Source organism: Caulobacter sp. ALps2 (genome assembly GCF_058681635.1).
Genome location: NZ_CM178743.1, coordinates 2,247,388 through 2,269,983 on the forward strand (window position 1 = coordinate 2,247,388; position 22,596 = coordinate 2,269,983).

Here is a 22,596-nt window from a genome sequence, read left to right on the forward strand (position 1 = left end):
GGGCGCTTACTGAGCGGCCTCGATGCGGCGCAACGGCACGGGCGTCGGCGCCAATGTCGGACGTTCCTCGGTGTTGGCCTTGGCGCGATCGCGCAGGATCTCACGGGCTCGCAGGTTCGACATGATCGGGTAGAGGCCCGCCATCAGCGAAATCAGAAAGCCCAGATCGCCTTCCTTGTAGCCCTTGCGTTGGACGTAGCACTTGTAGAACCGGCGCAAGCCGCGGAAGGCGTCGTCGGCGACGCCCTTGATCTCGCCGCTGTCGGCCAGGTCTAGCGCCTTGAGCGCTGTGTAGCGGCCCAAGCGCGCGAACATGTCGGCGATGTCCTCGTCGACCATGTGGCGGATAGGGGTTTTCAGGCGACCGCCGTAGGCCCCCTCCAGCCTGGCGCCCGGATGGACGCGCTCGGCCTTCCACGATTTGACGCCGCGGCGGTACAGGCGCGCGGCCGACGAGGTGCCGAACGAGCCACCCCAGCCGTGGCGGACCAGATGGTCGCCGACATAGTTGTCGATCGGGATCTGGTACCAGTCGGCGGCGTTCGCGCCCGCGATGGTGTCGCGGACTTCCTGGCCGAATTCGGGAGAGACGCCTTCGTCGGCGTCCAGTTCCAGGACCCAGTCGCCGGTGCAGCGGGCGATGCCGGCATGCTTGCGCGGACCCTCGAGCGGGAAGATGCCCGAAACGACCTTGGCGCCGTACTGCCGGGCCACGGCCTCGGTGCCGTCGCTGCAGCGGTCCGCGACGACGATGATCTCGTCACAGAACGAAAGCGCCGATAGGCAAGCGTGCAGGCGCTCCTCTTCGTTGTGCGCGCAGATCAGGGCCGAAAGCTTGGCCATGGCCTTATCCTTGATCGAACAGCCACGCCCCCGCGCCGCCTCGATGAGATGACGTCGCCACGGCGGCCGTCCCCCCCGTCCGTGCGTCAACAAATGTTTAAGCTTTGCAGCAAGCAAAAGGGGCGCGACCTAGAAGTTGGCCGTCAGGGCCAAGCTCCAGGTGCGGGGGCGCTGCGGCGTCACTTGGCGGACCTGGCCGAAGCTGAAGGGATTGCCGTAGGCGAAGGTGTCGCTGGCGCTGTTCCAGGGATTGCTGACGAACAGGGCCGCGCGCCAGCGGTCGGTCATCAGCTGGGCGGACAGTTTGCCGGTATAGTAGCCGCCCATCGACGGCGAGTAGCGCGGGTCGAAGGTCAGGCGCGACTCGCCGATGTAGCCGGTCTCCGCCGTCAGCATCAGCGTCGTCGCCGCCGTGAGCGGCCGTTGATAGGTGATCAGGCTCCCGAACGAGACGTCCGGCACGCCGGGCAGGCTGGCGCTGTCGGTAATGCCGTAGCCGGGCGCGATGCGGGTCAACTTGGGTTCGTTGAACAGGGCGTTGCCGCTGACCGTCAAGTGCGGGGTGGCGCGCCAGGCGGCCTCCATCTCTAGCCCCCGATTGCGGCCGTCGCCGATATTGGCGGTGTAGGACAGGCCCGAGCCGAAATACTGGTCGGTCTGGATGTCGCGCCAGTCGTCGTAGAACAGCGCCGCCCTCAGGTTCACCCTTCCGTGGAACGGATTGAGCGTCGCGCCGATCTCGTAGTTGCGCAGGTGATCGGGGCGGAAGGTCCGCCGGGCCTCGCTGGGCGTGGTCAGACCCCCGGAGTTGAAGCCGCCGGCGCGATAGCCTTCCGAGCTCAGGGCGTAGACCAGTCCGCCGCCGGACAGGTCGCGCTGTACCGAGACCTTGGGCGAGAAACCGCTGAACGAGGCCTCGCGGTCCAGATCGCGCGAATTGCCCGGATAGGGCGCGGTAACGTACGAACGCGTGTGGACCGTCGTCTTGAACGAGCGTCCGCCCACGGCGACCTTCCAGCCCGCGCCCAGGTCGTAGGTCGCCTCGCCATAGAGGGCGTATTCGTTCAGCCGGTCCTTGCGGTCTTCGTCGTAGTAGCTGCGGGTGACGCTGACGACGCGGGCGCGCAGATCGGCGTCGCCTTCCTCGATGCTGGTCGCCAGGAAGCCGCCAACCATGAAGCGCAGGCGGCCGATCTCGGGGGCGGTGTAGATCAGATCCTGCACGGCCATCCGCACGCGCGCGGATTCGTCGTACAGGCCAAGCTCCACGGCCGTCTCGGCGAATTCCGTCAGGGCCAGGGTGGCGTCGTAGCGGCTGGCGTAGCGGTGGGTGACGTAGCCGGTCACCGACTCCAGCTGGCCCCAGTCGCCCGACCCGCTGATCTTCAGGGAGGTCTCGGCCAAGCGGTTGCGGTGGGTCTCGCGCACCTGGTTCGCGCGGCGCGGGCCGCCGGGCGACAGGGTGACGTACTGGGTGTCCTTGGACGAGACGCTTTGCAGGGCCGCGCCAAGCTTGAGCTGCCAGTCGCCCAGGTCGAGCCGCCAGGCCGCGCGGCCACCGCGGCGTGTGGTCTTGTCGACGTTGGACAGGCGCAGGTTGACGTCGTCCAGGTAGCCGCCGTCGATGTCGTGGTAGGCGGCCGCCCGCATTGCCGACTTCTGGCCGATCGGGGCGTTGATCACGCCCTCGACGCGATAGCTGTTCGAGCCGGATTGGGTCGAGGCGATGGTCGAGCCGATCGTGGCCGAATAGGTCGAGAGCTCCGGCGCGCGGGTGACGATGCGATAGATGCCCGACAGCGAGCCGCCGCCGTACAGCGCGCCTTGCGGCCCGCGCAGCACCTCGACCCGGTCGACGTCGATCAAGCGCAGGTCGGGGTCGGGGGCGTTGTAGTTGACCGGCACGTCGTCGAGATAGGTGCCGACCGTCGACTGGGTGCGGCCGGTGAAGGTGCCGTCCGACAGGCCGCGCAGCAGGATCTTGTTCCGCGCCGCGCCAAGGTTGGTGGTGATGAAGCCGGCGGTCTGGCGGGCGACGGAAGCCGTCTCGCCGACGCCGGTGTCCTGCAGCTGCGGTGAGCTGATGACGCTGACCCCGCCGGGCAGGCTGCCCAGGCGCGCTGGCCGTTTGCCGGCGTTGATGATCAGCGGCGCCAGGGGGGCGACCGGCTCGGGCGCCGCGACCGTCGTGCGGGCCGTGACAGCGGGCCGCGGCGATGGGGCCGGCTGGGCGGCGGAGAACCGGACGGTCTGGCCGTCGATGAAGCTGTAGGCGCAGCCCTTGCCGGCGGTGGCGCGGTCCAGGGCTTGGCGCAGGTCGAAGGTCCCCACCAGCGGCGCGCCGGAACCCTTGCAGGCTTCGACCCCGCCGAGCGTGACGCCCATGCGGACGCCCAATTCGATTAGCGTCTCGGCGACGGTGGTCTTGCGGATGTCCAGGCGCACGCGCGTCGGAGCGGCGGCGCTCGTTTGAACGCTGGCGCCTAGACCCAGAATACTGGCGGCAACAAGGAGCGAAGCCCGTCTCAGGATCGAGCTCGCGCGCAGGCGTCAGTTCGGCGAGGAGGTCTTTCCGCGCAGGACAATCGAATCATCAGTCGGCGACGCCGAAATCGGCATGAGGCTGGTCAGGCGACGGACCATCGCATCCTGCCCATCCACGATCAATACGCCGGAAAACCTGAGATTCGCCGTGTTTTCACCTTCGAGACGAAGCGGTCGGTCGAAGTAGTGGTTCATGTCGCTGACGATGCGGCTCAACGACTGATCGCGATAGACCAGTCGGCCGGAACGCCAGCCGACCTGATCCTCTGGCGCCACCGTACGGACGACGACGCTCGCGGCGCCCTCGGCATGCTCCAGCATCTGACCAGGGCGCAAGCGCACCGGGGCGTCTTCGCCGTCGGTCGAGACCTCGACCAGGCCACGCAGCACGGTGACGCTGAGTTGGCCGTCGCGGCGGCGGACGTCGAACTTGGTGCCGACCACGCGCACGGTCTCGTCGCCAGCCGTGATCAGAAACGGTCGGGCGGCTTCGTGGGCCACGTCGAACAGGGCCTGGCCGTCGTGCACGGTGACGCGGCGGGCGTCCTTGTCGAAGCGGACCGACAGGTGGGAGTCGGTGTTCAGGTCGATCTGGCTGCCGTCGGCCAGATGGACGGCGCGGCTTTCGCCCTTCGCCGTCGTGTACAGCGTGTCGGAAGCGGGCAGGATCTCGCCCCAAGGGGCGACCACGATGGCGACAGCCGCCGCGGCGCCCGCGGCGCCCAGACCTCCCAGCCAACGCCAGTCGATCGTGAACGTCCGCCTCGCCGCGGCGCGCCTCGGTTCGGCCAATTCCCCCCGGACGGCCGGACCACGCTGGAAGATCTCCTCGTCGACGGCCTGGATGGCGTCATACGCCTCCTGCGCACCGGGCTCGCTGAGCCAGACGTCAAACGCCAGCCAGTCGGCCTCTTCGACCTCCGGCCGCTGCAGTCGGGTCAGCCAGTCGGCCGCCTCGTGCAGGTGTTGCGCTGACCGGCTCATCCGGTGGTGCTCCGACGAGGATCCATCATCCCCCTGACCGTAGACGGCGCCAATGCGCGCTGTCCCCCATGTGCAAATGCATAAATCACCGCAGGCGCCTCGTCAGAGTCTTTAGGGCCGAGCTAATGTGTTTTTCGACCGTGCTGACGCTGATGCCCATGCGGCGGGCGGTCTCGACATGACTGTGCCCGTCCAGCTTGTGCAGCTGGAAGGCCTGCCGGGTTTTCTCGGGCAGATCCTCGACCGCCTCGACCAGGGCTCTCAGCCGCTGCCGGCTGGCGACGACCTCGTCGGCCGACGGCTCGTCCGCGACGTCCTCGCCGGCTAGGCTGGTGGTGTTGATGCCGCGCCAGTCGTTCTCGCGCGTCCCCGACCGCTTCTGGCTGCGCAGGCGGTCCAGCATCAGGTTCGAGCCCATCCGGTGCAGTAGGGCGGACGGATTGTCGATGGGGCCCAGGGTCTCAATGCCGCTGATCTTAAGATACAGATCCTGGATCAGATCCTCGGCCTCGGCGCGCGAGCCCAGGCGCGCGGCGAAGAAGCGCACCAGATTGGCGCGCTTTTCCTCGTACAGGCCTAGCAGTGCGGCCTTGTCCGAGTCCGCTACGCTCAAAAGATCACCCACATCCGCCAATCGCCGCCCCTCGGGGCGCAGCACTATCCATCTTTTTGGCGGAAAGACGATCGTTTGTTCGACAGCCCGTCCTTGCCCCCGAAGCGTCCGATAGGCCAAGGCGCGGGCCTCGAAAAGGCGCCTCGGAGGTGCAATAGCGGCGTTTTCCCTACTGGAGCTTCGAATTTCTTTCGCTCGCGACACGCGGGCGCCCGGCGGGGTCCTCGATTTCCGTGGCGAAATGTCGCGGAGGCCCCGACCGAACGGCGCCGTCTTGCGGGGGGCGGAACGTTCGGGTCCGGCGGCCCGGACAATGTAATCCATTGTAAAAACAGGGCTGTCGCCCCTGGTCGCGGATTGCCGCGTGCTCTTTAACCTTGTTCAACGCGACGGGGAGCGCGAGAACAAAAATGAGCCAGCCCAGCGCCACGTCGCCGCCTTCGGGCCGTCGTCGCCGTATGGCGCCCTTGATCCTGGCCATCGCCCTGGCGGCGCTCGTCTGGCTGATCATCGCCCTGGGCGGTGCGGTCTTGAGCGCCTGGCTGGCGTGACCCGTCCCTAGCGTGACCTGGGGCCGGATGGGCGCTATCTTCTGAACGATCGGCATTTCGGGGGCGAAAAGATCATGCGCGTACGTACGCTTGTCCTGGCCGGGACGGCTCTCCTGGCGCTGAGCGCCTGCGCCACGCCGCGCGCGGTGGGACAGGGTGATGTCGCCGCCTTGAAGGGCGCGACCGTCGTCGCCTACGCCAGCCAGGCCGACGGCGAGGACGCCGCCTTCGCCAAGGCCGTACAGGACCAGGCCATCAGTCGCTTGGGCGCGCAGACCGGGGGCGCCAAGACCGGGGGCGCTCAAACTGGGCCCGCCCAGACCGCCGGTGGCAAACCGGCCTATCTCGTCCAGGTCGGCGTGGCGGTCGCGCCACCGGCGGTCGGAGTCTCGAGCGCGGCCGCGACCCTCGACACCACGGCCTGGCGCAGCCAGGCGGAGAAGCGGCGCTGGTGGCGGTTCTGGGGGCGCAAGGGGCCGGCCCGCACCGTCACCCTGGCGGTGCTGGACGCCGGCACGGGTAAGACCGTCGCCTGGTCATCGATCCGCGTGCGCAAGGGCGAGCCGGCGGAGGTTGCCGACCTCCTGGTCTACGCGCTGCGATCCCCCGCCAAGAGCTGACGCGCTTTCTAGTTCAAGCCGTGACGCGGCAGGCGCACGGTGAACTCAGCCCCGACGCCAGGCTCGCTGCGGCACGAGACCTCGCCGCCATGGCGGGCGACGGCGGCGTGCACGAAAGCCAACCCCAGGCCTACGCCATTGGTCGCGAAGTCGTGGCCGGGACGCTCGAACCGCTCGAAGGGCCTGAAGGCGGTCGCCGCCTCCTCGCGGGAGAAGCCTGGCCCCTGGTCGGCGATGGCGACATTGGCGGTCGGACCGTTGTCGGACGGCTGCTCGGACAGGGTGACGGTGATGGTCGAGCCCTCGGGGCTATACTTCACCGCGTTGCCCAGCAGGTTCACCAGGGTGCGGGCCAGGACGCTGCGGTCTCCCAGCACGATAAGGGGCGTGTCGTCGCCGGTCTGCTCGATGCGGATCTTGCGCTGGGCCGACTGAGGCCAGACCTCGTCGATCGCCTCGACGGCGATGTCTGACAGGTCGACGGGCTCCAGCGAAACGGGCGTCACCTCGGCCCGCGCCAACTGCACGAAGCCGTCGGCCAGGGCCAGGGTGCGCTTGGCGTAGGCCGACATGCGCTCGGCCAACTCCGGCGGCACGTCGGGCGTGGTGGCCAAGAGCGCCAGTATCGAGGTTTGCGGCGAGCGCATGTCGTGGGTCAGCAACTGCAAGGCCTGCTCGCGCTGGCGCATGGCCGCCGTCTGGATCGAGATGTCGGCCAGGCGCACGATCCAGCCGGCGCCGGCGCCGGTCTCATCCGTCCGGAACACGGTCTGCAACTGGTAGGCGCGACCGTCGGGCAGGTGCAGGTCGATGGGGTCGTGACGTTCGGTCTCTTGCGGCCAGTCCAGCTCGAACCGGCGGCCCAGCGGCTCCAGCATGTTGATCAGGTCGGCCAGGGACGCGCCATGCAGGACGGTCTGGGAGGGCCGGAACAGGGTCTGGGCGGCGGCGTTGGCGGCGATCACCCGGCCGCGCGCGTCGGCGACCAGGGTGGCGTCGGGCAGGCTGAACAGGGCGTCGGCCGAGAAGCGGCGCAGGTCGTCGATGCGTGTGATCGCCTCGCCCAGGTCCAGCGCCTGGCGGGCGACGACGTCGCTTTCGAACTCTTTCGGCGGCGTGTTTCGACTCCGGACGATCCCCCCCACCCGGGCCAGTTCGCGGCCGAGCAGGTCGTTCACGCGGCCCAGCTGCATCCAACCCCAGATCAGGGCCACGATCTTCAACCCGATCACCGTGATGATCGGCGACAGCCAGAAGTGGCCCAGCCAGAACATGGCGGCCGAATAGGCCAGGCCCAGCAGGCACAGCCCGATGGTCAGCACCAGATTGGCGCGGGGCGGCAGAACCAGGAAGCCGACCATCAGCAACCACAGCAGCGCGAGGCTGAAGGCCATGCGGCCCCAAGGGCCGGCCGGCTTGACCATCAGGCCGCTGCGCAGGCCGTCCAGGATGCTGGCCTGCAACTGCACGCCGGTCATGCTGGCCGCGTCCGGGGTCACGGGCGTCGGGAAGGCGGGGCCCAGGCCCGGCGCGGTCAGGCCGACGAAGACGGTGCGGCCGGCGATCAGCGAGGGCGGCACCTCGCCCTCCAGCACGCTGGCGAAGCTGACATGGCGATAGATCGACGGCGGGCCGGCGAACGGGATCAGCAGGGTCTGGTCCAGGCCGCGGGTCGTGTCGCGGTGGCCCGGCGCGCGGGTGGCGCGGTGAACCACGGTCATCAGGTCGGGGCTGAGCGTGGGACCATTGGCCTCGAACGGGGCCATGCGGCGCACCACGCCGTCGTCATCGAAGCGGACATGGGCCAGGCCGACGCCCGCCGCGCCCTGGGCGATCTCTGGCGTCGAGCCGACGATGCGTGGCGGAGCCCCCGCCCCGGAATCCTGCAGAAACTGGGGTAGATAAACCTTGCCCGAGCGGGTGATCGCCTGACCCAGGAAGCGGTCGTGGGTCGGATCCGGCGAGGGCTGGCTGAACAGGATGTCGTAGACGATGGTCTTGGCCCCGGCCTCGTTCAGCCGATCGACCATCGCGCCGTGCACGTCGCGCGACCAGGGCCACGCGCCCAGCTCGGCCAGGCTGCGGTCGTCGATGTCGACGATCAGGATCGAGGCGTCAGGGGGGCGGCCGTTGGCGCGGGCCAGGACGTCGTACAGCACGTCGTCAACCCGCTTGGGCGGCGAGACCGAGAACACCGCGAACGCCAGGCTGGAGACGATCGCCAGCAGCAACCACGACAGCAGCCGGCCACCGCCGCGCTGAATCCTGGCGCCGCCTTTCGTCACTTGCCGATCTGCAAGGTCTGCAACGTCCCAACCTTCTCGGTCATCGTCCCGTTCTTGAAGCGGACGGCGGCGACGCGCCAGGCATAGGCGCCTGGCGGCAGATCGGTCAGGGTCAGTTGCGGTTCGGACAGGCCCGGCTGGTCGACCAGCGGGGTCTTGCCGCCTTCCGTGAAGAGCTGGAAGCGATAGACACGCACGCCGTCACCGGCCGAGCTCCAGCGGAACAGGAACTTGCGATGCTTGCCCTCGCGCGTATCGCCCGGCGCGGCGGTGTCCAGGGTGTCCAGGTCGCGGTCGAAGCTGTAGTCGGCCGGGAAGCCTTCCAGTCCGCCGGCGTCCAGCGCGGTCAGGCGGACGAAATAGGTGCCGTTGGCGACCTCGCCGAAGTCGGCGGCCGGGTCCTTGACGGTGGCCTCGGCGAAGATGTCGACGAAGCCGGCGTCGCGTGACAGCTGCAGGCGGTAGGCGGCCGCGCCGGTCAGCGGCTCGACGGCGAAGTGGACGGTCTTGTCGCCCTGGGTCTGGCCGCCAGCGCCTAGCTTGGGGGCGGGCAGCAGCTTGACGGGCGCGCTGACGCCGCCGGCCGTCGCGCTGACGCCGAAGCCGGCCGCCACCGGCGGGGCCGCGGTTGGTACGGCGCCTGGATCGACCCCGACCGCGCCCTTCAGCACCTCGGTCTGGGCCTTGTCTCCATCGGCGCCCACCCGGAATTCGGTGCCGCGCACGGCCGAGACCGATACGGGCGTGCGGACCTCGAACTGGCCGGCCGGATTGGTGGTCGGGGTGGCGGAGATCGCGCCGCGGCCCTGGTCCAGCTGGAACACGCGCTGCGGGGCGTTGTTGATCAGCACCTGGCGCAGCTTGGCGATGCGCACGCGGGTGTTGGACGGCAGGGTGACGCGCGAGGCGTCTTCCAGCTCGAAGGTGGCGAAGGCGTTGGGGCCGGTGATCACCACCTGGCCCTCGGCCAAGGCCATGCCCACGCGGGCCGGAACGCGCTGGCCGTTGGTCTCGATGAACACCGGGCCGGTGAAGGCCGAGATGCTGGCGGCGATCGGCGTCGACTTCAGAAGATTCGGATCGATGTTCAGCCGCGAGCCGGGACGCAGCCGCGTAGGCTGCCGCACGCCGTTGGACTTCTGCACCGTCCGGTAGTCGCCCGGCTTGTTCAGATAGGCGCGGCCCAGGCCAATCAGGGTGTCGCCCGGCTTGACCTCGTAGGTCACCGGCGGCTCGCTGGGTGGTCGTGCTTGCGCGTACGCGCTTCCCGCGCCCAGCACCGCCGCCAGGATCAGGCCCGCCCCCACAGCCTTGGTCATCGTCCTAGTCTCCCCCGCCCGCGCCGGCGTCCGCTGTTTCGGGCTCGCAGGCTTCCAGACGATAGCCGAAACCGTAGACCGTGCTCAGCCGGAAACCGTTGCTGGGCCGCAGGTGCAGCTTGGCGCGGAGGCGCGAGACGTGGGCGTCCAGGGTGCGGGTCTCGAGGTCCGGCCGCTGTCCCCAGATCCGGCGCAGCAGATATTCGCGCGACAGCGGACGGGACAGGTTGTTGAACAGCAAGGACGCCAGCTGGAATTCCTTGGGCGTCAGGGCCTCGACGTGACCGCCCCAACTGGCGGTCTGGGCGCCGGGATCCAGACGATACTGGCCGTGCTGCTCGGTCTGCGGCTGCACTGGCGGACGATGGATGCGGCGCACCACGGCGTTGACCCGAGCCAGCAACACCTGGGGCTGCAATGGCTTGACGATGTAGTCGTCCGCGCCCGCGTTCAGGCCCGCGACCAGGTCGGCCTCGATCGAACGGCTTGTCAGCAGCAGCACGGGCGGCGCCGTGGCCGGATCCTCGCGCAGCAGCTTCAGCGTCTCCACGCCCGACAGCTCGGGCATGTTCCAATCCAGAATCACCAAGTCGAACGTCTGCTTGCGCAGCTCGGCCAGGAAACGCGAAGGTTGGGTGAAGCTGGTGCACGTAAAACCAGCTGGATCTAGCACAGAGGCGACAAGCGCATTGTGGCTTTGATCGTCGTCGAGCAGGGCGACTTTCATCTGGTCCATTAAGCTGGGAGGTGGCGCGCCCCGCGGGGGAGCGGGACGCGCCGCGGTCAGCTCGCTGTCGGTGGGGCGACGAGAAGGCGACCAGCCATCCATCTCTATCTTGCCCCGCCCCTGGTTGCTCGACTTTGAGCGGCATTTTTACAATGCTTTACAGTCCGGTCGAGCTGTCTTTCATGTCCCGAGACGGATGATCGAACCCAGAGCGGGGGCCAGATCGCCCGTGGGGCGAACTTCGACGCCGGAAAGCCCCAGCCAAGACGCCATAAGGGATAGCTCGTCGGCGAGCCTGGTAGCGGTATCGTCATTGGCGTCCGGTTCGGCATGGGCGGCCAGCACCAGCAGCTTGCCGGCCTTGCGGTCGGCCTTCAGGTCCACGCGGGCGGTGATCGCCTCGTCCTGAAGAAAAGGCAGGACATAGTAGCCGTGGGTGCGCTTGTGGGCCGGGGTATAGATCTCCAGCCGCACGCGGACGCCGAACGTTCGCTCGGTGCGCTCGCGGAACCAGATCAGGTTGTCGAACGGCGAGAGCAGGGCCTGGGTCTTCACGGCGCGCGGCCGTCGCGCGTCGGGCCAGAGATAGGCGGGCTGATCCCAGCCCTTCACCGTGATCGGCGACAGCGTTCCGTCCGCGACCAGCGAGGCGACGCCTTCGCGAGCGTCGGTCACGCCCAGGCGAAAATAGTCGCGCAGGTCGCGCTCGGTCGCCACGCCCATGGCGCGGGCCGAGATCTTCAAGAGCTCGCGGCAGGCTTCGGCGCGGCCGGGCGTGGGAGTATCGAGGATCGCCTTGGGCAGCACTCGCTCGGGCAGGCCGTAGACTCGCTCGAAGGTCCCGCGCCGTGTGGCGGTGGTTAGGCGGCCGGTCCAGAACAGGCACTCCATGGCCCGCTTGCCCTCGCTCCAGCCCCACCAGCCGCCTTCGCCCTTGGCGCCCAGCTCCAGCTCGGAGGCCGCCAACGGACCGCGTTGGGCCACGGTGGCCAAGGCCTTGTCGATGAAGTCGGCATGGCTGCGCAGGAACGCCGAAACGTTCTTCCAGACTCCGACGCCGTCCAGGGCGTCCTGCATCCGCCAGCGCAGTAGCGGGTGGGTGGAGAGCGGCGTCAGCGAGGCCTCGTGCGCCCAGTATTCGGCCAGCGCCGGCTTCTTGCCCCAGGCCAGGTCCTCCAGCAGCGTCCGGTCATAGGGTCCCAGGCGCGAGAACAGCGGCAGGTAGTGCGAGCGCGAGACGACATTGACCGAGTCGATCTGGACGACACCCAGGGCCTCGATCGTCGAGAGCAGGTGACGCCTGCCGGGCGCGGCCGGGCGGGGGCGTCCGAAGCCCTGAGCCGCCAGCGCGATACGCCGCGCGTCCTTCGCGGAAAGGGTCTCGACCATGGGCTCAGTTGAACTTGCGTCGTCGGTCCGTGCAAGGCAGTGAGACCGCTAACAGTTGGGAGCAGCGTCCATGACCGTGATCGAACAGGGCCAGGCCCGCCTCGTGCTCGCCCCCGAGGTCGGCGGCGCGATCGCCGCCTTCACGGTCGGTGGCCGCGACGTGCTGCGGCCGATGGCGGCCAACGCGAGCGACGCCCTGCAGGCGTCGAGCTTCCCGCTGGTTCCGTTCTGCAACCGCATCCCGAACGGCCGCTTCGAATTCGAAGGCCGCGAGGTCGTGTTGCCGCCGAACCTGGCCGGCCATCCGCACACCCTGCACGGCCAGGGCTGGCGCGCGACCTGGACGGTGGAGAAGGCCGAGGGCGGCGAGGCTGTGCTCTTTTACGAGCACGCGCCGGACGCCTGGCCGTGGGCGTACCGCGCCGGTCAGCGCCTGGTGTTGTCCGAGAGCGGCCTTCGCATCGATCTGACCGTGACCAACACCGGCGACGCCGCCATGCCGGCCGGCCTGGGTTTTCATCCCTATTTCCCGCGCCGCGAGGGCGAGGCGCTGACGGCGGCCAATGACGGCGTCTGGCTGATCGACGTCGAGGTGCTGCCGACGGTGCGCCACCCCGGCGTCTGGGGACCGGACTGGGCGGCCGGAGCCATGGTCGAGGGCCACGCGCTGATCGACCATTGCTATACCGGTTGGGACCAACGGGCGGTGCTCAGCGCGCCGGGCCAACCGGATACGATCGTGACCGCCTCGGCCGACTGCCGCTGGCTTCACGTCTACGTGCCGCCGGGCGAAGACCACTACTGCGTCGAGCCCTGCGCCAGCCGCCCCAACCCATTCGGGGAAGGGGAGACCGGCATGGTGACGCTTCAGCCCGGCGAGAGCCGGTCGATCTGGATGGAAGTCGCTACGGCGTAATCCCGGCCTGCGCCTTCAGCCGAGCGACCATATCATTCGATAGATAACCGTCGGCCGGCAATTGCTGGCTCTGCTGCCAGGCGCGCAGGGCCTTGCGGGTTCCGGCGCCGATGACGCCGTCGGCCGGGCCCGGATTGAAGCCGACACGAGCCAGGGCGATCTGGGCGGCCATGCGGTCGGCCAGGGCCAGGGGCGTCTCGACCGGCCAGGCGGTGACCAGCGGCCCGCCGCCGCCGAAGCGGTCGGCCAGCAGGCCGATGCCCAGGGCGTAGGACGTCGAGTTATTGTAGGTGCGGATCGCGAAGTGGTTGGGCAGGGCCAGAAAGGCGGGGCCGGCCGCGCCCGAGGGCAGGATCAGCACGGCCGGCTGGGCCGCGTCCTGTGTGGTCCAGGGCAGACCGTCGGCGCGGCGCACGCCTCGCGCTTCCCACCACGATGGGAGCTGCCTCTCGACCTCGGTGACGGAATAGTCGAAGCCCTGCGGCAGGATCACTTCCTTGGCCCAGCCCACGCCGGGCTTCCAGCCGCCCCTGGCCAGCAGGTTGGCGGCCGAGGCTAGGCTGTCGGCGTCCGAGCCCCAGATGTCGCGTTTGCCGTCGCCGTCGAAGTCGACGGCGGTGGCGCGGTAGCTGGTCGGGATGAATTGGGTCTGGCCCATGGCGCCGGCCCACGAGCCCTTGAGTTGAGCGCGGGTCACCTCGCCCGAATCGATGATCCTCAGGGCCGCGATCAGTTCGCCCTCGGCCCAGGCGCGTCGGCGGCCGTCGGCGGCCAGGCTGACCATGGAGCGGATGACGTCGAAATTGCCCTGAAGTTGGCCGAACGCCGACTCCATGGCCCAGACGGCCAGCAGGATGTCGCGCGGCACGCCGTAGCGGGCCTCGATGGTCGGCAGGAAGGCCAGCTCTTCGCGCTTGCGTCGGCCCACGGCCACGCGGTCGTCGCTGATCACGCCATTGATATAGGCCCCGGCCGGCTTGGAGAATTCCGGCTGGCGGCTGTCCAGGCTGATGACCTTGGGATCGGGCGTGACGCCAGACAGCTCGCGGTCCAGCAGGGCGGGCGACAGGCCAGCGGCCAGGGCGCGCACGCGGAAGTCGGCCAGCCAGGTGTCGAAGGCAAGCTCGCCCGCCGGCACCGGCGTGGCCGGAAGCGGCGTCGGCGCGGTGGGTTGGGGCCTCGGCGCGGGCGGCGGAGGCGGGCTGACAGCGGTCAGCGGACCTTGTGGAGAGGTGTCCGCGCAGCCGGCGAGCAATAGGACGAGAAAGACGCGACGATCCATGGCCATGGGGAGAAAGCTACCGGGGTTCGTGTAAAAGCTTCAATCACAAGCGCGCCAGACGGGTGAAGTTCCGTCGAAGTGTCGCCCCTGGGCCCAGAGCGCATTGACTCCTAGGCGCGTCGCACTTATACGCACCGCCTCCGAAACACCCCGGACGTTCCGGCCGTCATCTTGTACGCGCCCGAACCTCTCCGCCGAAGTACAGAGACGGTCATGAAGGTTCGCAGCTCGCTGAAGTCGCTGAAGGGTCGCCACCGCGACTGCAAGATGGTTCGCCGCAAGGGCGTCATCTACATCATCAACAAGACCGACCCGCGCTTCAAAGCCAAGCAAGGCTAATGACCTTGTCGCGTCCCAGAGCCGTTCTCTGGGATGTCGGCAACGTCATCGTGCGCTGGGATCCCCGCGCACTGTACGCGAAAGTGTTCAAGGAACCGGCCGATATCGACCGGTTCCTTTCGCATGTCTGCACCATCGATTGGCACGTCGAGCACGACAAGGGCGTGGGCTTCCCCGAGAACGCCGCGCCGCTGCTTGAACGCTTCCCGGAGCACGCGACTGCGATCCGCGCCTGGGACGAGCGCTTCGACGAGATGCTATCGGGCCCGATCCCCGAGACCGTCGCGGTGATCGACGCCCTGGCGGCGCGTGACGTCCCGCAGTTCGCGCTTACGAACATGCCCCAGAGCAAGTGGCCGGCGGTCCAGGCGATCTCGCCCGCCCACTTCGGCCTCTTCCGCGACGCCATCGTCTCGGGCGACGAAAAGGTCATCAAGCCGGACCGGCGGATCTACGAGATCGTGCTGGAGCGCACGGGCCTGCAAGCGTCCGACCTGCTGTTCATCGACGACAGCATCGCCAATATCCAGGCGGCCATGGACATCGGCTTCCACACCCACCACTTCACCGATCCGGCGCAGCTTCGCGCGGCCGTGGAGCAGCACCGCCTGCTCTGATCTTCAGGACCCTGATCTTCAGAATAGGGAGTTCGCCATGAACGTCGGTTTTGTCGGCCTGGGCGCCATGGGCGCGGCCATGGTGCGCAATCTGCTGGGCAAGGGCGTGACGGTGACGGTGTGGAACCGCTCGCGGGCCATCGTCGACGAGCTGGCCGCCGAGGGCGCGACGCCCGCCGCGACCGTCGACGAGGCTTTCGCCGCCGACATCGTCCTGACCATGCTGGCCCACGACAAGGCGATGCGTGAGGTGCTGGTCGACAGCGGCGTGTTGGCCCGGGCGAAGAAGGGCGTCGTTCACGTCAACCACGCCACCATCTCGACCGATCTCGCCGCCGAGCTGGCCGCCCTGCACGCCGAGCTCGGCCTTGGTTATGTCGCGGCCCCGGTGTTTGGCCGTCCGCCCGTGGCCCAGGCCGGCGGGTTGAACGTGCTGTCGGCCGGTTCCGCCGACGCGGTGGCCAAGGCCCAGCCGGTGCTGGACCTGCTGGCCGCCAAGGTCTGGCCGCTGGGCGAGGATCCCGTCCGCGCCAACGCCCTGAAGCTGGCCGGCAACTTCATGATCGTCGCCGCCATCGAGTCGATGGGCGAGGCGGTGGCGTTGGGCGAGGCCTATGGCGTCGAGGCCCCCGACCTGCTGGACATGCTGTCCAGCACCCTGTTCGCCGCGCCGATCTACAAGATCTATGGCGGCATGATCGCCGAGCGTCGTTACACCCCGCCGGGCTTCGCCGCCGAGCTGGGCCTGAAGGACGTGCGGCTGGTGCTCGACGCCGCCGAGGCCAAGGGCCTGTCCATGCCGCTGGCGGATCTGGCCGAAGCCAGCCTGGAATCGCTGCTGGGCGGCGAGGACAAGAACCTCGACCTGGCCGCTCTGGCGGAGATCGCGAGAGGACGTGTGGAAGGTCGCTGAATCACGCTTCCCAGGGGCGCGGCTTCGAACTAGGTTCCGCGCCTCTTGAATTCCAGCCTTCTGACGAGATCTCGCATGGCCGACGACGCCGTTCCCCACGCCGACGTTCTGAACAGCACCGCCCAGGGCCAACTGAAGTCGATCGTCGACCGCGTCGAGCGGCTCGAGGTCGAAAAGGCCGAGATCATGGAGCAGATCAAGGAAGTCTATAACGAAGCCAAGGGTAACGGCTTCGACGTCAAGGTGCTGAAGAAGGTGGTCCGCCTGCGCAAGCAGGACCGCGCCAAGCGCCAGGAAGAGGACGCGATCCTGGACCTGTACCTCTCGGCCATCGGCGAGATCTAAGTTTTTCAGGGTGCTTTGGCGCGCGGGGTCGGAGATAGTCCTCCGCCATGCGCGCCAAGCCGCCCGATCCTAAAGAACAGGCCAAGAAGGCCGCGCTGAACGCCCTCAAGCGGGCGCGGCGCGCGGCCGAGAAGTCGGGTGTCGAGCTCTCCGAATGGGAGGGCGAGTTCCTGACCAGCGTCGCCCAGCGCGTCGAGACCTATGGCCGGGCCTTCGCCGATCCCGAAAAGGGCGCGCGCGGCCAGGCCCTGTCGGGCAACCAGACGATCAAGCTCAAGGAAATCGTCCGCAAGGCCCAAGGCGCCAAAAATGAGGGCGAGAAGAAGCCCATGAACCGCGGCAAGGGCTTCCAACGTCGCGGCCGGCCCGAGCCTGAGCCCGAGCCGGAAAGCGACGAAGGCTGACACGGCCGCGACCAGGCAGGACGTCTGTCCGACGGTTTCGCGGTTAACTCCTCGGCTTCTGGGGAGAAAACTCATGGACACCCAAAAGTCCTGGCGCGACATCGCGCTGACCATCCTGCTGGCCACTGTGGTCGCCGGAACCCTCGATATCACCGACGCTTGCCTCTGGTGGGGGATCACCAAGGGCGTGCCGCCCGAGCGGATCTTCCAATCGATCGCCAGCGGCCTGCTGGGCAAGGCGGCCTACAAGGGCGGGGCGCAGACGGCGGCCCTGGGTCTGGCCCTGCATTTCGCGATCATGGCGGTGATGGTCGCGGTCTATGTCCTGGCCAGTCAGAGATTTAGAGTGTTAACGCGGCGGCCCGTGCTGATGGGTCTCGCATACGGCGCCGCGACCTATGTCGTGATGAACCATGTGGTGCTGCCCCTGTCCCAGGTCGGACCTCGTGGCGCGTTCGTATTGCCAAGCTTCATCAATGGCTTGCTGGCTCATCTCGTGCTGGTCGGTCTCACTATCGCCATGATTGCGACGTCACGAGAAAAGATGACAAGCACAGCTTGAAGTTTGTCCCAAAGACTTACCAAAAACTGTCGTTCGCCGACTACTGTTAAGATCTTGGTAACGCTCTGGGCGGAAAATGTGAATGATTGTAAATAGTTAACAGTTATCCTGTTGTGGGGTTCTAGGTCGCGGCTGCTCACGGCGACCTCAGTCTCGATGCGCGCGGGCGAAAGCCTGGATCGGCCGCCGAGCGGACACCACGGCCCCTTCGGAATAGGGACAATGGCGACGACCTATCAATATCTGCTGCGCCGCAAGGCGGAGCTGGAAACCCGTATGATCGAGGCGCAGCGGCGGGCTCAGGCCCCATTCGAGAGCGAGCTGCGCGCGATCATCCTGGCGCTCGACGCGCTGAAGCAGGCCGGCATGGCCGAGCGGCTGTCCTCGGGCGAGCCGCCGTCCTTCGCGGCTCAGTCCTTCGCGCCGCAGCCAGCCGCCCCGACGCCCGCCAAGCGCGGCCGGCGAGGCCGCTCGACCCGCGACATGATCCTGATGACCCTGGCCCAGGCGCCGGGCCTCAACGAGGCCGAAATCGCTCGCCAGCTGGATCACCGCTGGAGCCGTCCCGTGACTCCGGTCGCGGTCGGTCGCGAGCTGGAGCAGCTTGAAGTCGAGGGCCTGGCCAAGCGCTCGGGTCCGGGCTGGATCCGGCTGGACGATCAAGCCCAGGACGACGAAGAACGACCGAGCCTCAGCCTGGTCTCTCCCGGTCACTAGCTTTTTGGGTCACTAGCTAAAGAAGAAGCCCTAGGCTCGCACCGTCGCCGGCTTTGTCGACACGGGGCGGGCCGGCTTCAGCAGCGCCTTGAGACGCTGCTCGCGCGAGACGGGTCGGAAGATCATCAAGCTCGCCATCAGCCCGCTTCCTTCATGTCGACCTCGATGCCCTGCTCGCGGACCTTGCGATACAGGGTCGAGCGGCCGATGCCGAGGCGGCGGGCCACTTCGCTCATATGACCGGCATAGACGTCGATCGCGTGCTGGATCAGGTCGCGCTCGATGTCTTCCAGCGTCCGCAGGTGACCGCGGTCGTCGAGGATGCGCACGGGCGCTTCGGCCGCCGTCGGGGCGGACATGGCGGCGTGGGCGGCTTGCAGCAGGGCGGCCGGCGGCGGGCCCGGCGCGACCGAGACGGCCTCGATCGGCGCGGCGAGGCCTGAGATGGCCGGGAAGTCGTAGGGCTGCAGGTACGGCGCGTCGGCCAGCACGATGGCCCGATAGATGGTGTTCTCCAGCTGGCGGACATTGCCCGGCCAGTCGAAGGCGGTCAGCAGCGCAAGCGTTTCGGGCGAGGCGCCGATGACACGCTTGCCTTCTTCCACGTTGAAACGACGGATGAACGCCTCGACCAGGGCCGGGATGTCCTCGCGGCGCTCGCGCAGGGACGGAGCCTCCAGCGGGAAGACGTTGAGGCGATAATACAGGTCCTCGCGGAAGCGGCCGGCCGAGACGGCCTGCTGCAGATCACGATTGGTGGCCGAAACGATGCGGACATCGACCTTCAGCGAGCGCTTGGAGCCGATCGGATCGATCTCGCCCTCTTGCAGCGCGCGCAGCAGCTTGACCTGGACGTCCAGCGGCAGCTCGCCGACCTCGTCCAGGAACAGGGTGCCGCCGTCGGCTTCCTTGAACTTGCCCAGGTGCTTGTCCGAGGCGCCGGTGAACGAGCCCTTCTCGTGGCCGAACAGGATCGACTCGACGAGGTTCTCGGGAATGGCGCCGCAGTTGACGGCCACGAATGGCTTGCCGGCGCGGTCCGAGGAGCCGTGCACCGCGCGGGCCAGCAGCTCCTTGCCGACGCCGCTTTCGCCCGTGATCAGGACGGGAATGCCGCTCTTGGCCGCGCGCTCGCCCATGCGCTTGACCATCGACATGATCGGCGAGCCGCCGATCAGATCCGCGAAGGTGGTCCTGCCGCCGGCGCGCTTGGTAAGGCGCTCGACCTCGCCCTTCAGGTCGCCCATGGACAGGGCGTTGCGGATCGAGACGGTGATCCGCTCCGGAGAGGCGGGCTTGATGAAGAAGTCGGCGGCCCCGGCCTGCATGGCCTTGACCACGGTGTCGACGCCGCCGCTGGCGGTCAGCACGATCACGGGCTGGGTGAAGCCGCGGGCGCGCATTTCCTTCAGCGTCTCCTGGCCGGTCAGGCCGGGCATGACGAGGTCGAGCAGGATCACGTCGGCGGGCGCGCCGGACGTCAGGTGCGCGATCGCCGCGTCGCCGCCCTCGGCGTGCGAGACCGCGAACCCGTCGCGCTCGAGCACCGCCTGGATCAGCCGACGTTGTGTCGGGTCGTCATCGACGACAAGGACCGTTTTGGTCATTGGGCACATCCACCATCACCGGCCACGCCCACATGGAGCAGGGCTCTTGTTGGTTCAGAGTGATACAGCAGGGGGGTAAACACCGGCTTTCGGAGACGTGCTCAGAACCTTAAGCTTTAGGCTTAACAGTGTGTTGCGGGGAGGCGGACATGGTCGATACGGAACAACTGCGGGTGCTGGCCTTAGGCCTGCCCGAGGTGGTCGGCGCGGTGAGCGAAAGCGGCCAGTTCGGTTTCGAGGTCGGCGGCAAGGGCCTGGCCTGGGCCTACCTGGCGCGCCCGGCGCCCAAGGCCAAGCGCGTGCTTGTCCCCGGCGTCATCGCCATCCGCTGCACGATGGACACCAAGGAACTGCTGCTGGAGGCCGCCCCCGAACGGTTCTTCACCGACGACCACTATCGCGGTTATCCGGCGGTGCTGGTCCGGCTGTCGGAGATCGAGGCCGACGAGCTGGCTGGACTCCTGCGCCAGGCCTGGAAGATCGTGGCCCCCAAGCCGATCGCCAAGAAGTACGAGGTCTAGGGGCATGTTCGTTGGACACTATGCGGCGGCGCTGGCCGCCCGGGCGGTCGAGCCCCGCGCGCCGCTGTGGACCTATGTGCTGGGCTGCCAGGCCATCGACATCGCCTGGAGCGGCCTGATCATCGCCGGCGTCGAGAAGGCCAGCATCGATCCCAGCCTGCCGGGCAGCTCCCTGGTGCTCTCCCACATGCCCTACACCCACAGCCTGCCGGCGGCGCTGGCCTGGTCGGTGGTCGTGGGCGGGGCGCTGACGCTGCTGCTGAAGCTGCCCAGGCGCGCGGGCCTGTTTATCGGCCTGACCGTGTTCTCCCACTGGATCCTCGACTTCCTGGTCCATCGGCCGGATCTGCCCCTCGTGTGGGAGGGGCCCAAGGTTGGCCTCGGCTGGTGGAACTATCCCGTGCCCGAGCAGGCGCTGGAGATGGGCTTGCTGGCCATCGCCGCGGCGGCCTGGGGCTGGCGGCGGGGCAAGGAAGGGCAGGGCTGGATCGCCGCGCCGGTGTTCCTCGCTTTCCTGCTGTTCCTGCAGATGGTGCCGCTGGTTTCGCCCTTGGGCGAGAGCCGCCTCTCGATGGGCGGCTCGGCCCTGGCGGCCTATCTGGCCACCTGCATCTTCGCCTGGATGGCTGAACCCTACAGGAAGGCCTGACGTTCAGGGGTGCTACGCATTGCGCCACCCGGGCGCGGAGGCCTATCTGCTTGCTCATGAACGCCCCCTTCAAGCCTGACGCCCCGCCCGAATGGAACCTGGCCGACCTTTATGTCGGTCGCGACGACCCGCGCATCGAGACCGACCTCGCCGCCGCCAAGGCCGCCAATGACGAGTTGGCTTCGTTGGAGGGGATGTTCCTGGAGGCCCGCAACGAACCGCGGCGCCTGGGCGTGCTGCTGGACCGTGGGATCGGTCTCTATGAGCAGGCCACCAACGGCCTGTGGGGCGTCGGCGCCTATGCCGGCCTCGCCGCCTCGGTCGCGCGCGACGATCCGGCCTGGGCCAAGTTCGAGGGCGACCTGCGCGCCCGCTCCTCGCAGATCGCCGCCGAGAGCCTGTTCTTCACCTTGGAGCTCAATCAGCTCGAAGACCCCGAGATCGCCGCCGCGCTCGAGGCCCATCCCGACGCCGCCCGCTGGACGCCTTGGTTGCGCCGCGTGCGCTTGTCGCGGCCGCACGAGCTGTCGCCGGAGTTGGAGCGTTTCATTGTGGACAAGGCCCCGGCCGTCGCCAACTGGGTGCGCCTCTATGACGAGACCCTGGCCAAGCTGACCGCCAGGGCAGGGGATGAAACTCTGACCCTGCCCGAGGCTCTGAATCGCCTGTCCGACCCCAGCGTCGCGCGCCGCAAGGCCGCCGCTGACGGTCTGGCCAAGGCGCTGGAGGAGCGCGGCTCGACCCAGGCCCTGGTGCTCAACACCCTGGCTTTCGAAAAACAGATCGAGGACCGCTGGCGTCACTACGAGACTCCCGCCCAGTCGCGCCACCTGGCCAACGAGGTCGATGGCGACGCCGTCGACGCCCTGGAGCAGGCGGTGGTCGAGGCCTATCCGCGGCTGTCGCACCGCTACTACGCGCTGAAGGCCAAGGTCATGGGCCTCGACAGCCTGGACTATTGGGACCGTAACGCGCCGCTCGACGCCGCCGCCCCGCGCGCCTACGCCTGGGACGAGGCCAAGGGCATGGTGCTGGAGAGCTTCCAGGACCTGGCCCCCAAGTTCGCCGACGCCGCTCGGGTGTTTTTCGACCGCCCGTGGATCGACGCCCGTCCGCGCCCTGGCAAGCAGTCGGGCGCCTTCGCCCACCCGGTGACCGCCGACCGCCATCCGTTCGTGTTCATGAACTATATGGGCGAGCGGCGCGACGTACTGACCCTGGCCCACGAGCTGGGCCACGCCGTGCACCAGACCCTGTGCCAGCCGCTGGGCACCCTGCTGGCCGATACGCCGCTGACCCTGGCCGAGACGGCCTCGATCTTCGGCGAGGGCCTGGTGTTCGACCGCCTGCTGGCCGAGGCCGCGCCGGATGACCGCAAGAAGCTGCTGGCCGGCAAGATCGAGGACGGCCTCAACACCGTGGTCCGCCAGATCGCCTTCCACCGCTTCGAACGCCGCTTCCATGAGGCGCGTCTCGAAGGCGAACTATCGCCCGATCAGATCGGCGGCTTGTGGCTGGAGGTGATGGGCGAAAGCCTGGGCCCGGCCGTCAAGCTGAACGAGGGCTACGAGCACTATTGGGCCTATGTCAGCCACTTCTGCCACGCGCCGTTCTATGTCTACGCCTATGCGTTCGGGGACCTGCTGGTGCGCGGCCTGATGGAGAAGCGCCGCGAGGATCCGGTGAAATTCGCCCCGCTGTACGAGGACCTCCTCGCGGCGGGCGGCACGCGCACCTATGTCGAAGCCTTGAAGCCCTTCGGCCTGAACCCGAGGGACAAGGCGTTCTGGGCCGCCGGCTGCGCGCAGCTGGAACGGCTGGTGGACGAGTTCGAAGCCCTGGTGTGACC

General features: G+C 68.2%; 23 protein-coding genes and 1 pseudogene. 13 read left to right on the forward strand and 11 right to left on the reverse strand.

Translation table 11 applies throughout. The features are described 5' to 3' along the window. Positions 1–6 precede the first annotated feature (6 nt). The 4 genes from ACW173_RS10730 to ACW173_RS10745 form a co-directional block, all read right to left on the reverse strand. Complete coding sequence (locus ACW173_RS10730; protein ID WP_492085241.1) at positions 7–843, reverse strand: glycosyltransferase family 2 protein; 837 nt, start codon at positions 841–843, stop codon at positions 7–9. 129 nt (positions 844–972) lie between these two features. Continuing rightward, entirely contained in the window at positions 973–3,288 is a 2,316-nt protein-coding gene (locus ACW173_RS10735) for a TonB-dependent receptor (protein WP_492085242.1), read from the reverse strand. 105 nt (positions 3,289–3,393) lie between these two features. Continuing rightward, positions 3,394–4,371 carry a FecR family protein gene (locus tag ACW173_RS10740; protein WP_492085244.1) on the reverse strand — a complete coding sequence of 326 codons (978 nt, stop codon included), beginning with the start codon at positions 4,369–4,371 and terminating at the stop codon, positions 3,394–3,396. A gap of 85 nt (positions 4,372–4,456) precedes the next feature. Then, positions 4,457–4,984: an RNA polymerase sigma factor gene (locus ACW173_RS10745; RefSeq protein ID WP_492085246.1), complete on the reverse strand. Its 528-nt coding sequence runs from the start codon at positions 4,982–4,984 to the stop codon at positions 4,457–4,459. 410 nt (positions 4,985–5,394) lie between these two features. Here ACW173_RS10745 and ACW173_RS10750 point away from each other — a divergent pair, with 410 nt between their 5' ends. Then, positions 5,395–5,535, forward strand: a complete 141-nt coding sequence (locus tag ACW173_RS10750) for a hypothetical protein (RefSeq protein ID WP_492085247.1) — start codon at positions 5,395–5,397, stop codon at positions 5,533–5,535. A 74-nt stretch (positions 5,536–5,609) separates the two neighbouring features. Next, positions 5,610–6,155, forward strand: coding sequence for a hypothetical protein (locus ACW173_RS10755; protein WP_492085248.1), 546 nt, complete (start codon positions 5,610–5,612; stop codon positions 6,153–6,155). Between the two features lie 8 nt (positions 6,156–6,163). On the opposite strand, the gene ACW173_RS10760 is transcribed toward ACW173_RS10755, so the two are convergent. From ACW173_RS10760 to ACW173_RS10775, 4 genes and pseudogenes are all read right to left on the reverse strand, one after another. After that, positions 6,164–8,440: a CHASE2 domain-containing protein gene (locus ACW173_RS10760; RefSeq protein ID WP_492085250.1), complete on the reverse strand. Its 2,277-nt coding sequence runs from the start codon at positions 8,438–8,440 to the stop codon at positions 6,164–6,166. Beyond that, positions 8,437–9,759: a FecR family protein gene (locus tag ACW173_RS10765; RefSeq protein WP_492085251.1), complete on the reverse strand. Its 1,323-nt coding sequence runs from the start codon at positions 9,757–9,759 to the stop codon at positions 8,437–8,439. The genes ACW173_RS10760 and ACW173_RS10765 overlap by 4 nt, the downstream gene beginning before the upstream one ends. A 4-nt stretch (positions 9,760–9,763) precedes the next feature. Then, entirely contained in the window at positions 9,764–10,588 is an 825-nt protein-coding gene (locus ACW173_RS10770; RefSeq protein ID WP_492085254.1) for a response regulator transcription factor, read from the reverse strand. A gap of 55 nt (positions 10,589–10,643) precedes the next feature. Further along, a pseudogene (locus ACW173_RS10775) lies at positions 10,644–11,875 on the reverse strand (winged helix-turn-helix domain-containing protein). 70 nt (positions 11,876–11,945) lie between these two features. Here ACW173_RS10775 and ACW173_RS10780 point away from each other — a divergent pair. Further along, entirely contained in the window at positions 11,946–12,791 is an 846-nt protein-coding gene (locus ACW173_RS10780; RefSeq protein WP_492085256.1) for an aldose 1-epimerase, read from the forward strand. Here ACW173_RS10780 and ACW173_RS10785 read toward each other — a convergent pair. Continuing rightward, complete coding sequence (locus ACW173_RS10785) at positions 12,781–14,079, reverse strand: lytic murein transglycosylase (RefSeq protein ID WP_492085258.1); 1,299 nt, start codon at positions 14,077–14,079, stop codon at positions 12,781–12,783. The genes ACW173_RS10780 and ACW173_RS10785 overlap by 11 nt on opposite strands. Positions 14,080–14,286: 207 nt before the next feature. Here ACW173_RS10785 and ykgO point away from each other — a divergent pair, with 207 nt between their 5' ends. The 7 genes from ykgO to ACW173_RS10820 all read left to right on the forward strand — a co-directional run bounded on the left by ykgO (position 14,287) and on the right by ACW173_RS10820 (position 17,970). After that, positions 14,287–14,412 carry a type B 50S ribosomal protein L36 gene (ykgO, locus tag ACW173_RS10790; protein WP_004616427.1) on the forward strand — a complete coding sequence of 42 codons (126 nt, stop codon included), beginning with the start codon at positions 14,287–14,289 and terminating at the stop codon, positions 14,410–14,412. After that, entirely contained in the window at positions 14,412–15,029 is a 618-nt protein-coding gene (locus ACW173_RS10795) for an HAD family hydrolase (RefSeq protein WP_492085260.1), read from the forward strand. Before ykgO ends, ACW173_RS10795 begins: the two co-directional genes overlap by 1 nt. 37 nt (positions 15,030–15,066) lie before the next feature. Beyond that, positions 15,067–15,942: an NAD(P)-dependent oxidoreductase gene (locus ACW173_RS10800; RefSeq protein ID WP_492085262.1), complete on the forward strand. Its 876-nt coding sequence runs from the start codon at positions 15,067–15,069 to the stop codon at positions 15,940–15,942. Between the two features lie 75 nt (positions 15,943–16,017). Continuing rightward, positions 16,018–16,287, forward strand: coding sequence for a nucleoid-associated protein GapR (gapR, locus tag ACW173_RS10805; RefSeq protein ID WP_172269802.1), 270 nt, complete (start codon positions 16,018–16,020; stop codon positions 16,285–16,287). A 47-nt stretch (positions 16,288–16,334) separates the two neighbouring features. Next, positions 16,335–16,691, forward strand: a complete 357-nt coding sequence (locus ACW173_RS10810) for a hypothetical protein (RefSeq protein WP_492085264.1) — start codon at positions 16,335–16,337, stop codon at positions 16,689–16,691. Positions 16,692–16,764: 73 nt separating this feature from the next. Beyond that, the gene (locus ACW173_RS10815) at positions 16,765–17,253 is read left to right on the forward strand and encodes a hypothetical protein (RefSeq protein WP_492085267.1); all 489 of its coding nucleotides are present in this window, start codon (positions 16,765–16,767) and stop codon (positions 17,251–17,253) included. A 222-nt stretch (positions 17,254–17,475) separates the two neighbouring features. Next, positions 17,476–17,970 carry a hypothetical protein gene (locus ACW173_RS10820; RefSeq protein ID WP_492085268.1) on the forward strand — a complete coding sequence of 165 codons (495 nt, stop codon included), beginning with the start codon at positions 17,476–17,478 and terminating at the stop codon, positions 17,968–17,970. Between the two features lie 30 nt (positions 17,971–18,000). On the opposite strand, the gene ACW173_RS10825 is transcribed toward ACW173_RS10820, so the two are convergent. Then, positions 18,001–18,096 carry a hypothetical protein gene (locus ACW173_RS10825; protein ID WP_492085270.1) on the reverse strand — a complete coding sequence of 32 codons (96 nt, stop codon included), beginning with the start codon at positions 18,094–18,096 and terminating at the stop codon, positions 18,001–18,003. 11 nt (positions 18,097–18,107) lie between these two features. Beyond that, positions 18,108–19,577: a sigma-54-dependent transcriptional regulator gene (locus tag ACW173_RS10830; RefSeq protein WP_492085272.1), complete on the reverse strand. Its 1,470-nt coding sequence runs from the start codon at positions 19,575–19,577 to the stop codon at positions 18,108–18,110. A 149-nt stretch (positions 19,578–19,726) separates the two neighbouring features. On the opposite strand from ACW173_RS10830, the gene ACW173_RS10835 reads away from it, so the two are divergent. From ACW173_RS10835 to ACW173_RS10845, 3 genes are read left to right on the forward strand one after another with little or no spacing between them, the layout of a single operon-like run. Then, positions 19,727–20,098 (forward strand): MmcQ/YjbR family DNA-binding protein, encoded by a 372-nt coding sequence (locus tag ACW173_RS10835; RefSeq protein WP_492085273.1) that lies wholly within the window; start codon positions 19,727–19,729, stop codon positions 20,096–20,098. A gap of 4 nt (positions 20,099–20,102) precedes the next feature. After that, positions 20,103–20,747 (forward strand): metal-dependent hydrolase, encoded by a 645-nt coding sequence (locus ACW173_RS10840; RefSeq protein ID WP_492085275.1) that lies wholly within the window; start codon positions 20,103–20,105, stop codon positions 20,745–20,747. Between the two features lie 56 nt (positions 20,748–20,803). Beyond that, positions 20,804–22,594 carry a M3 family oligoendopeptidase gene (locus ACW173_RS10845; protein WP_492085975.1) on the forward strand — a complete coding sequence of 597 codons (1,791 nt, stop codon included), beginning with the start codon at positions 20,804–20,806 and terminating at the stop codon, positions 22,592–22,594. Positions 22,595–22,596 lie beyond the last annotated feature (2 nt).

What these genes read in the sequence shown, in the direction of transcription:
- ACW173_RS10835 (WP_492085273.1), top strand. Translation starts at nt 19,727, where the DNA reads ATGGTCGATACGGAACAACTGCGGGTGCTGGCCTTAGGCCTGCCCGAG.
- ACW173_RS10785 (WP_492085258.1), bottom strand. Translation starts at nt 14,079, where the DNA reads ATGGCCATGGATCGTCGCGTCTTTCTCGTCCTATTGCTCGCCGGCTGC.
- ACW173_RS10755 (WP_492085248.1), top strand. Translation starts at nt 5,610, where the DNA reads ATGCGCGTACGTACGCTTGTCCTGGCCGGGACGGCTCTCCTGGCGCTG.
- gapR (WP_172269802.1), top strand. Translation starts at nt 16,018, where the DNA reads ATGGCCGACGACGCCGTTCCCCACGCCGACGTTCTGAACAGCACCGCC.
- ACW173_RS10830 (WP_492085272.1), bottom strand. Translation starts at nt 19,577, where the DNA reads ATGACCAAAACGGTCCTTGTCGTCGATGACGACCCGACACAACGTCGG.
- ACW173_RS10750 (WP_492085247.1), top strand. Translation starts at nt 5,395, where the DNA reads ATGAGCCAGCCCAGCGCCACGTCGCCGCCTTCGGGCCGTCGTCGCCGT.
- ykgO (WP_004616427.1), top strand. Translation starts at nt 14,287, where the DNA reads ATGAAGGTTCGCAGCTCGCTGAAGTCGCTGAAGGGTCGCCACCGCGAC.
- ACW173_RS10845 (WP_492085975.1), top strand. Translation starts at nt 20,804, where the DNA reads ATGAACGCCCCCTTCAAGCCTGACGCCCCGCCCGAATGGAACCTGGCC.
- ACW173_RS10820 (WP_492085268.1), top strand. Translation starts at nt 17,476, where the DNA reads ATGGCGACGACCTATCAATATCTGCTGCGCCGCAAGGCGGAGCTGGAA.
- ACW173_RS10780 (WP_492085256.1), top strand. Translation starts at nt 11,946, where the DNA reads ATGACCGTGATCGAACAGGGCCAGGCCCGCCTCGTGCTCGCCCCCGAG.
- ACW173_RS10810 (WP_492085264.1), top strand. Translation starts at nt 16,335, where the DNA reads ATGCGCGCCAAGCCGCCCGATCCTAAAGAACAGGCCAAGAAGGCCGCG.
- ACW173_RS10825 (WP_492085270.1), bottom strand. Translation starts at nt 18,096, where the DNA reads ATGATCTTCCGACCCGTCTCGCGCGAGCAGCGTCTCAAGGCGCTGCTG.
- ACW173_RS10840 (WP_492085275.1), top strand. Translation starts at nt 20,103, where the DNA reads ATGTTCGTTGGACACTATGCGGCGGCGCTGGCCGCCCGGGCGGTCGAG.
- ACW173_RS10815 (WP_492085267.1), top strand. Translation starts at nt 16,765, where the DNA reads ATGGACACCCAAAAGTCCTGGCGCGACATCGCGCTGACCATCCTGCTG.
- ACW173_RS10765 (WP_492085251.1), bottom strand. Translation starts at nt 9,759, where the DNA reads ATGACCAAGGCTGTGGGGGCGGGCCTGATCCTGGCGGCGGTGCTGGGC.
- ACW173_RS10795 (WP_492085260.1), top strand. Translation starts at nt 14,412, where the DNA reads ATGACCTTGTCGCGTCCCAGAGCCGTTCTCTGGGATGTCGGCAACGTC.
- ACW173_RS10730 (WP_492085241.1), bottom strand. Translation starts at nt 843, where the DNA reads ATGGCCAAGCTTTCGGCCCTGATCTGCGCGCACAACGAAGAGGAGCGC.
- ACW173_RS10740 (WP_492085244.1), bottom strand. Translation starts at nt 4,371, where the DNA reads ATGAGCCGGTCAGCGCAACACCTGCACGAGGCGGCCGACTGGCTGACC.
- ACW173_RS10800 (WP_492085262.1), top strand. Translation starts at nt 15,067, where the DNA reads ATGAACGTCGGTTTTGTCGGCCTGGGCGCCATGGGCGCGGCCATGGTG.
- ACW173_RS10770 (WP_492085254.1), bottom strand. Translation starts at nt 10,588, where the DNA reads ATGGATGGCTGGTCGCCTTCTCGTCGCCCCACCGACAGCGAGCTGACC.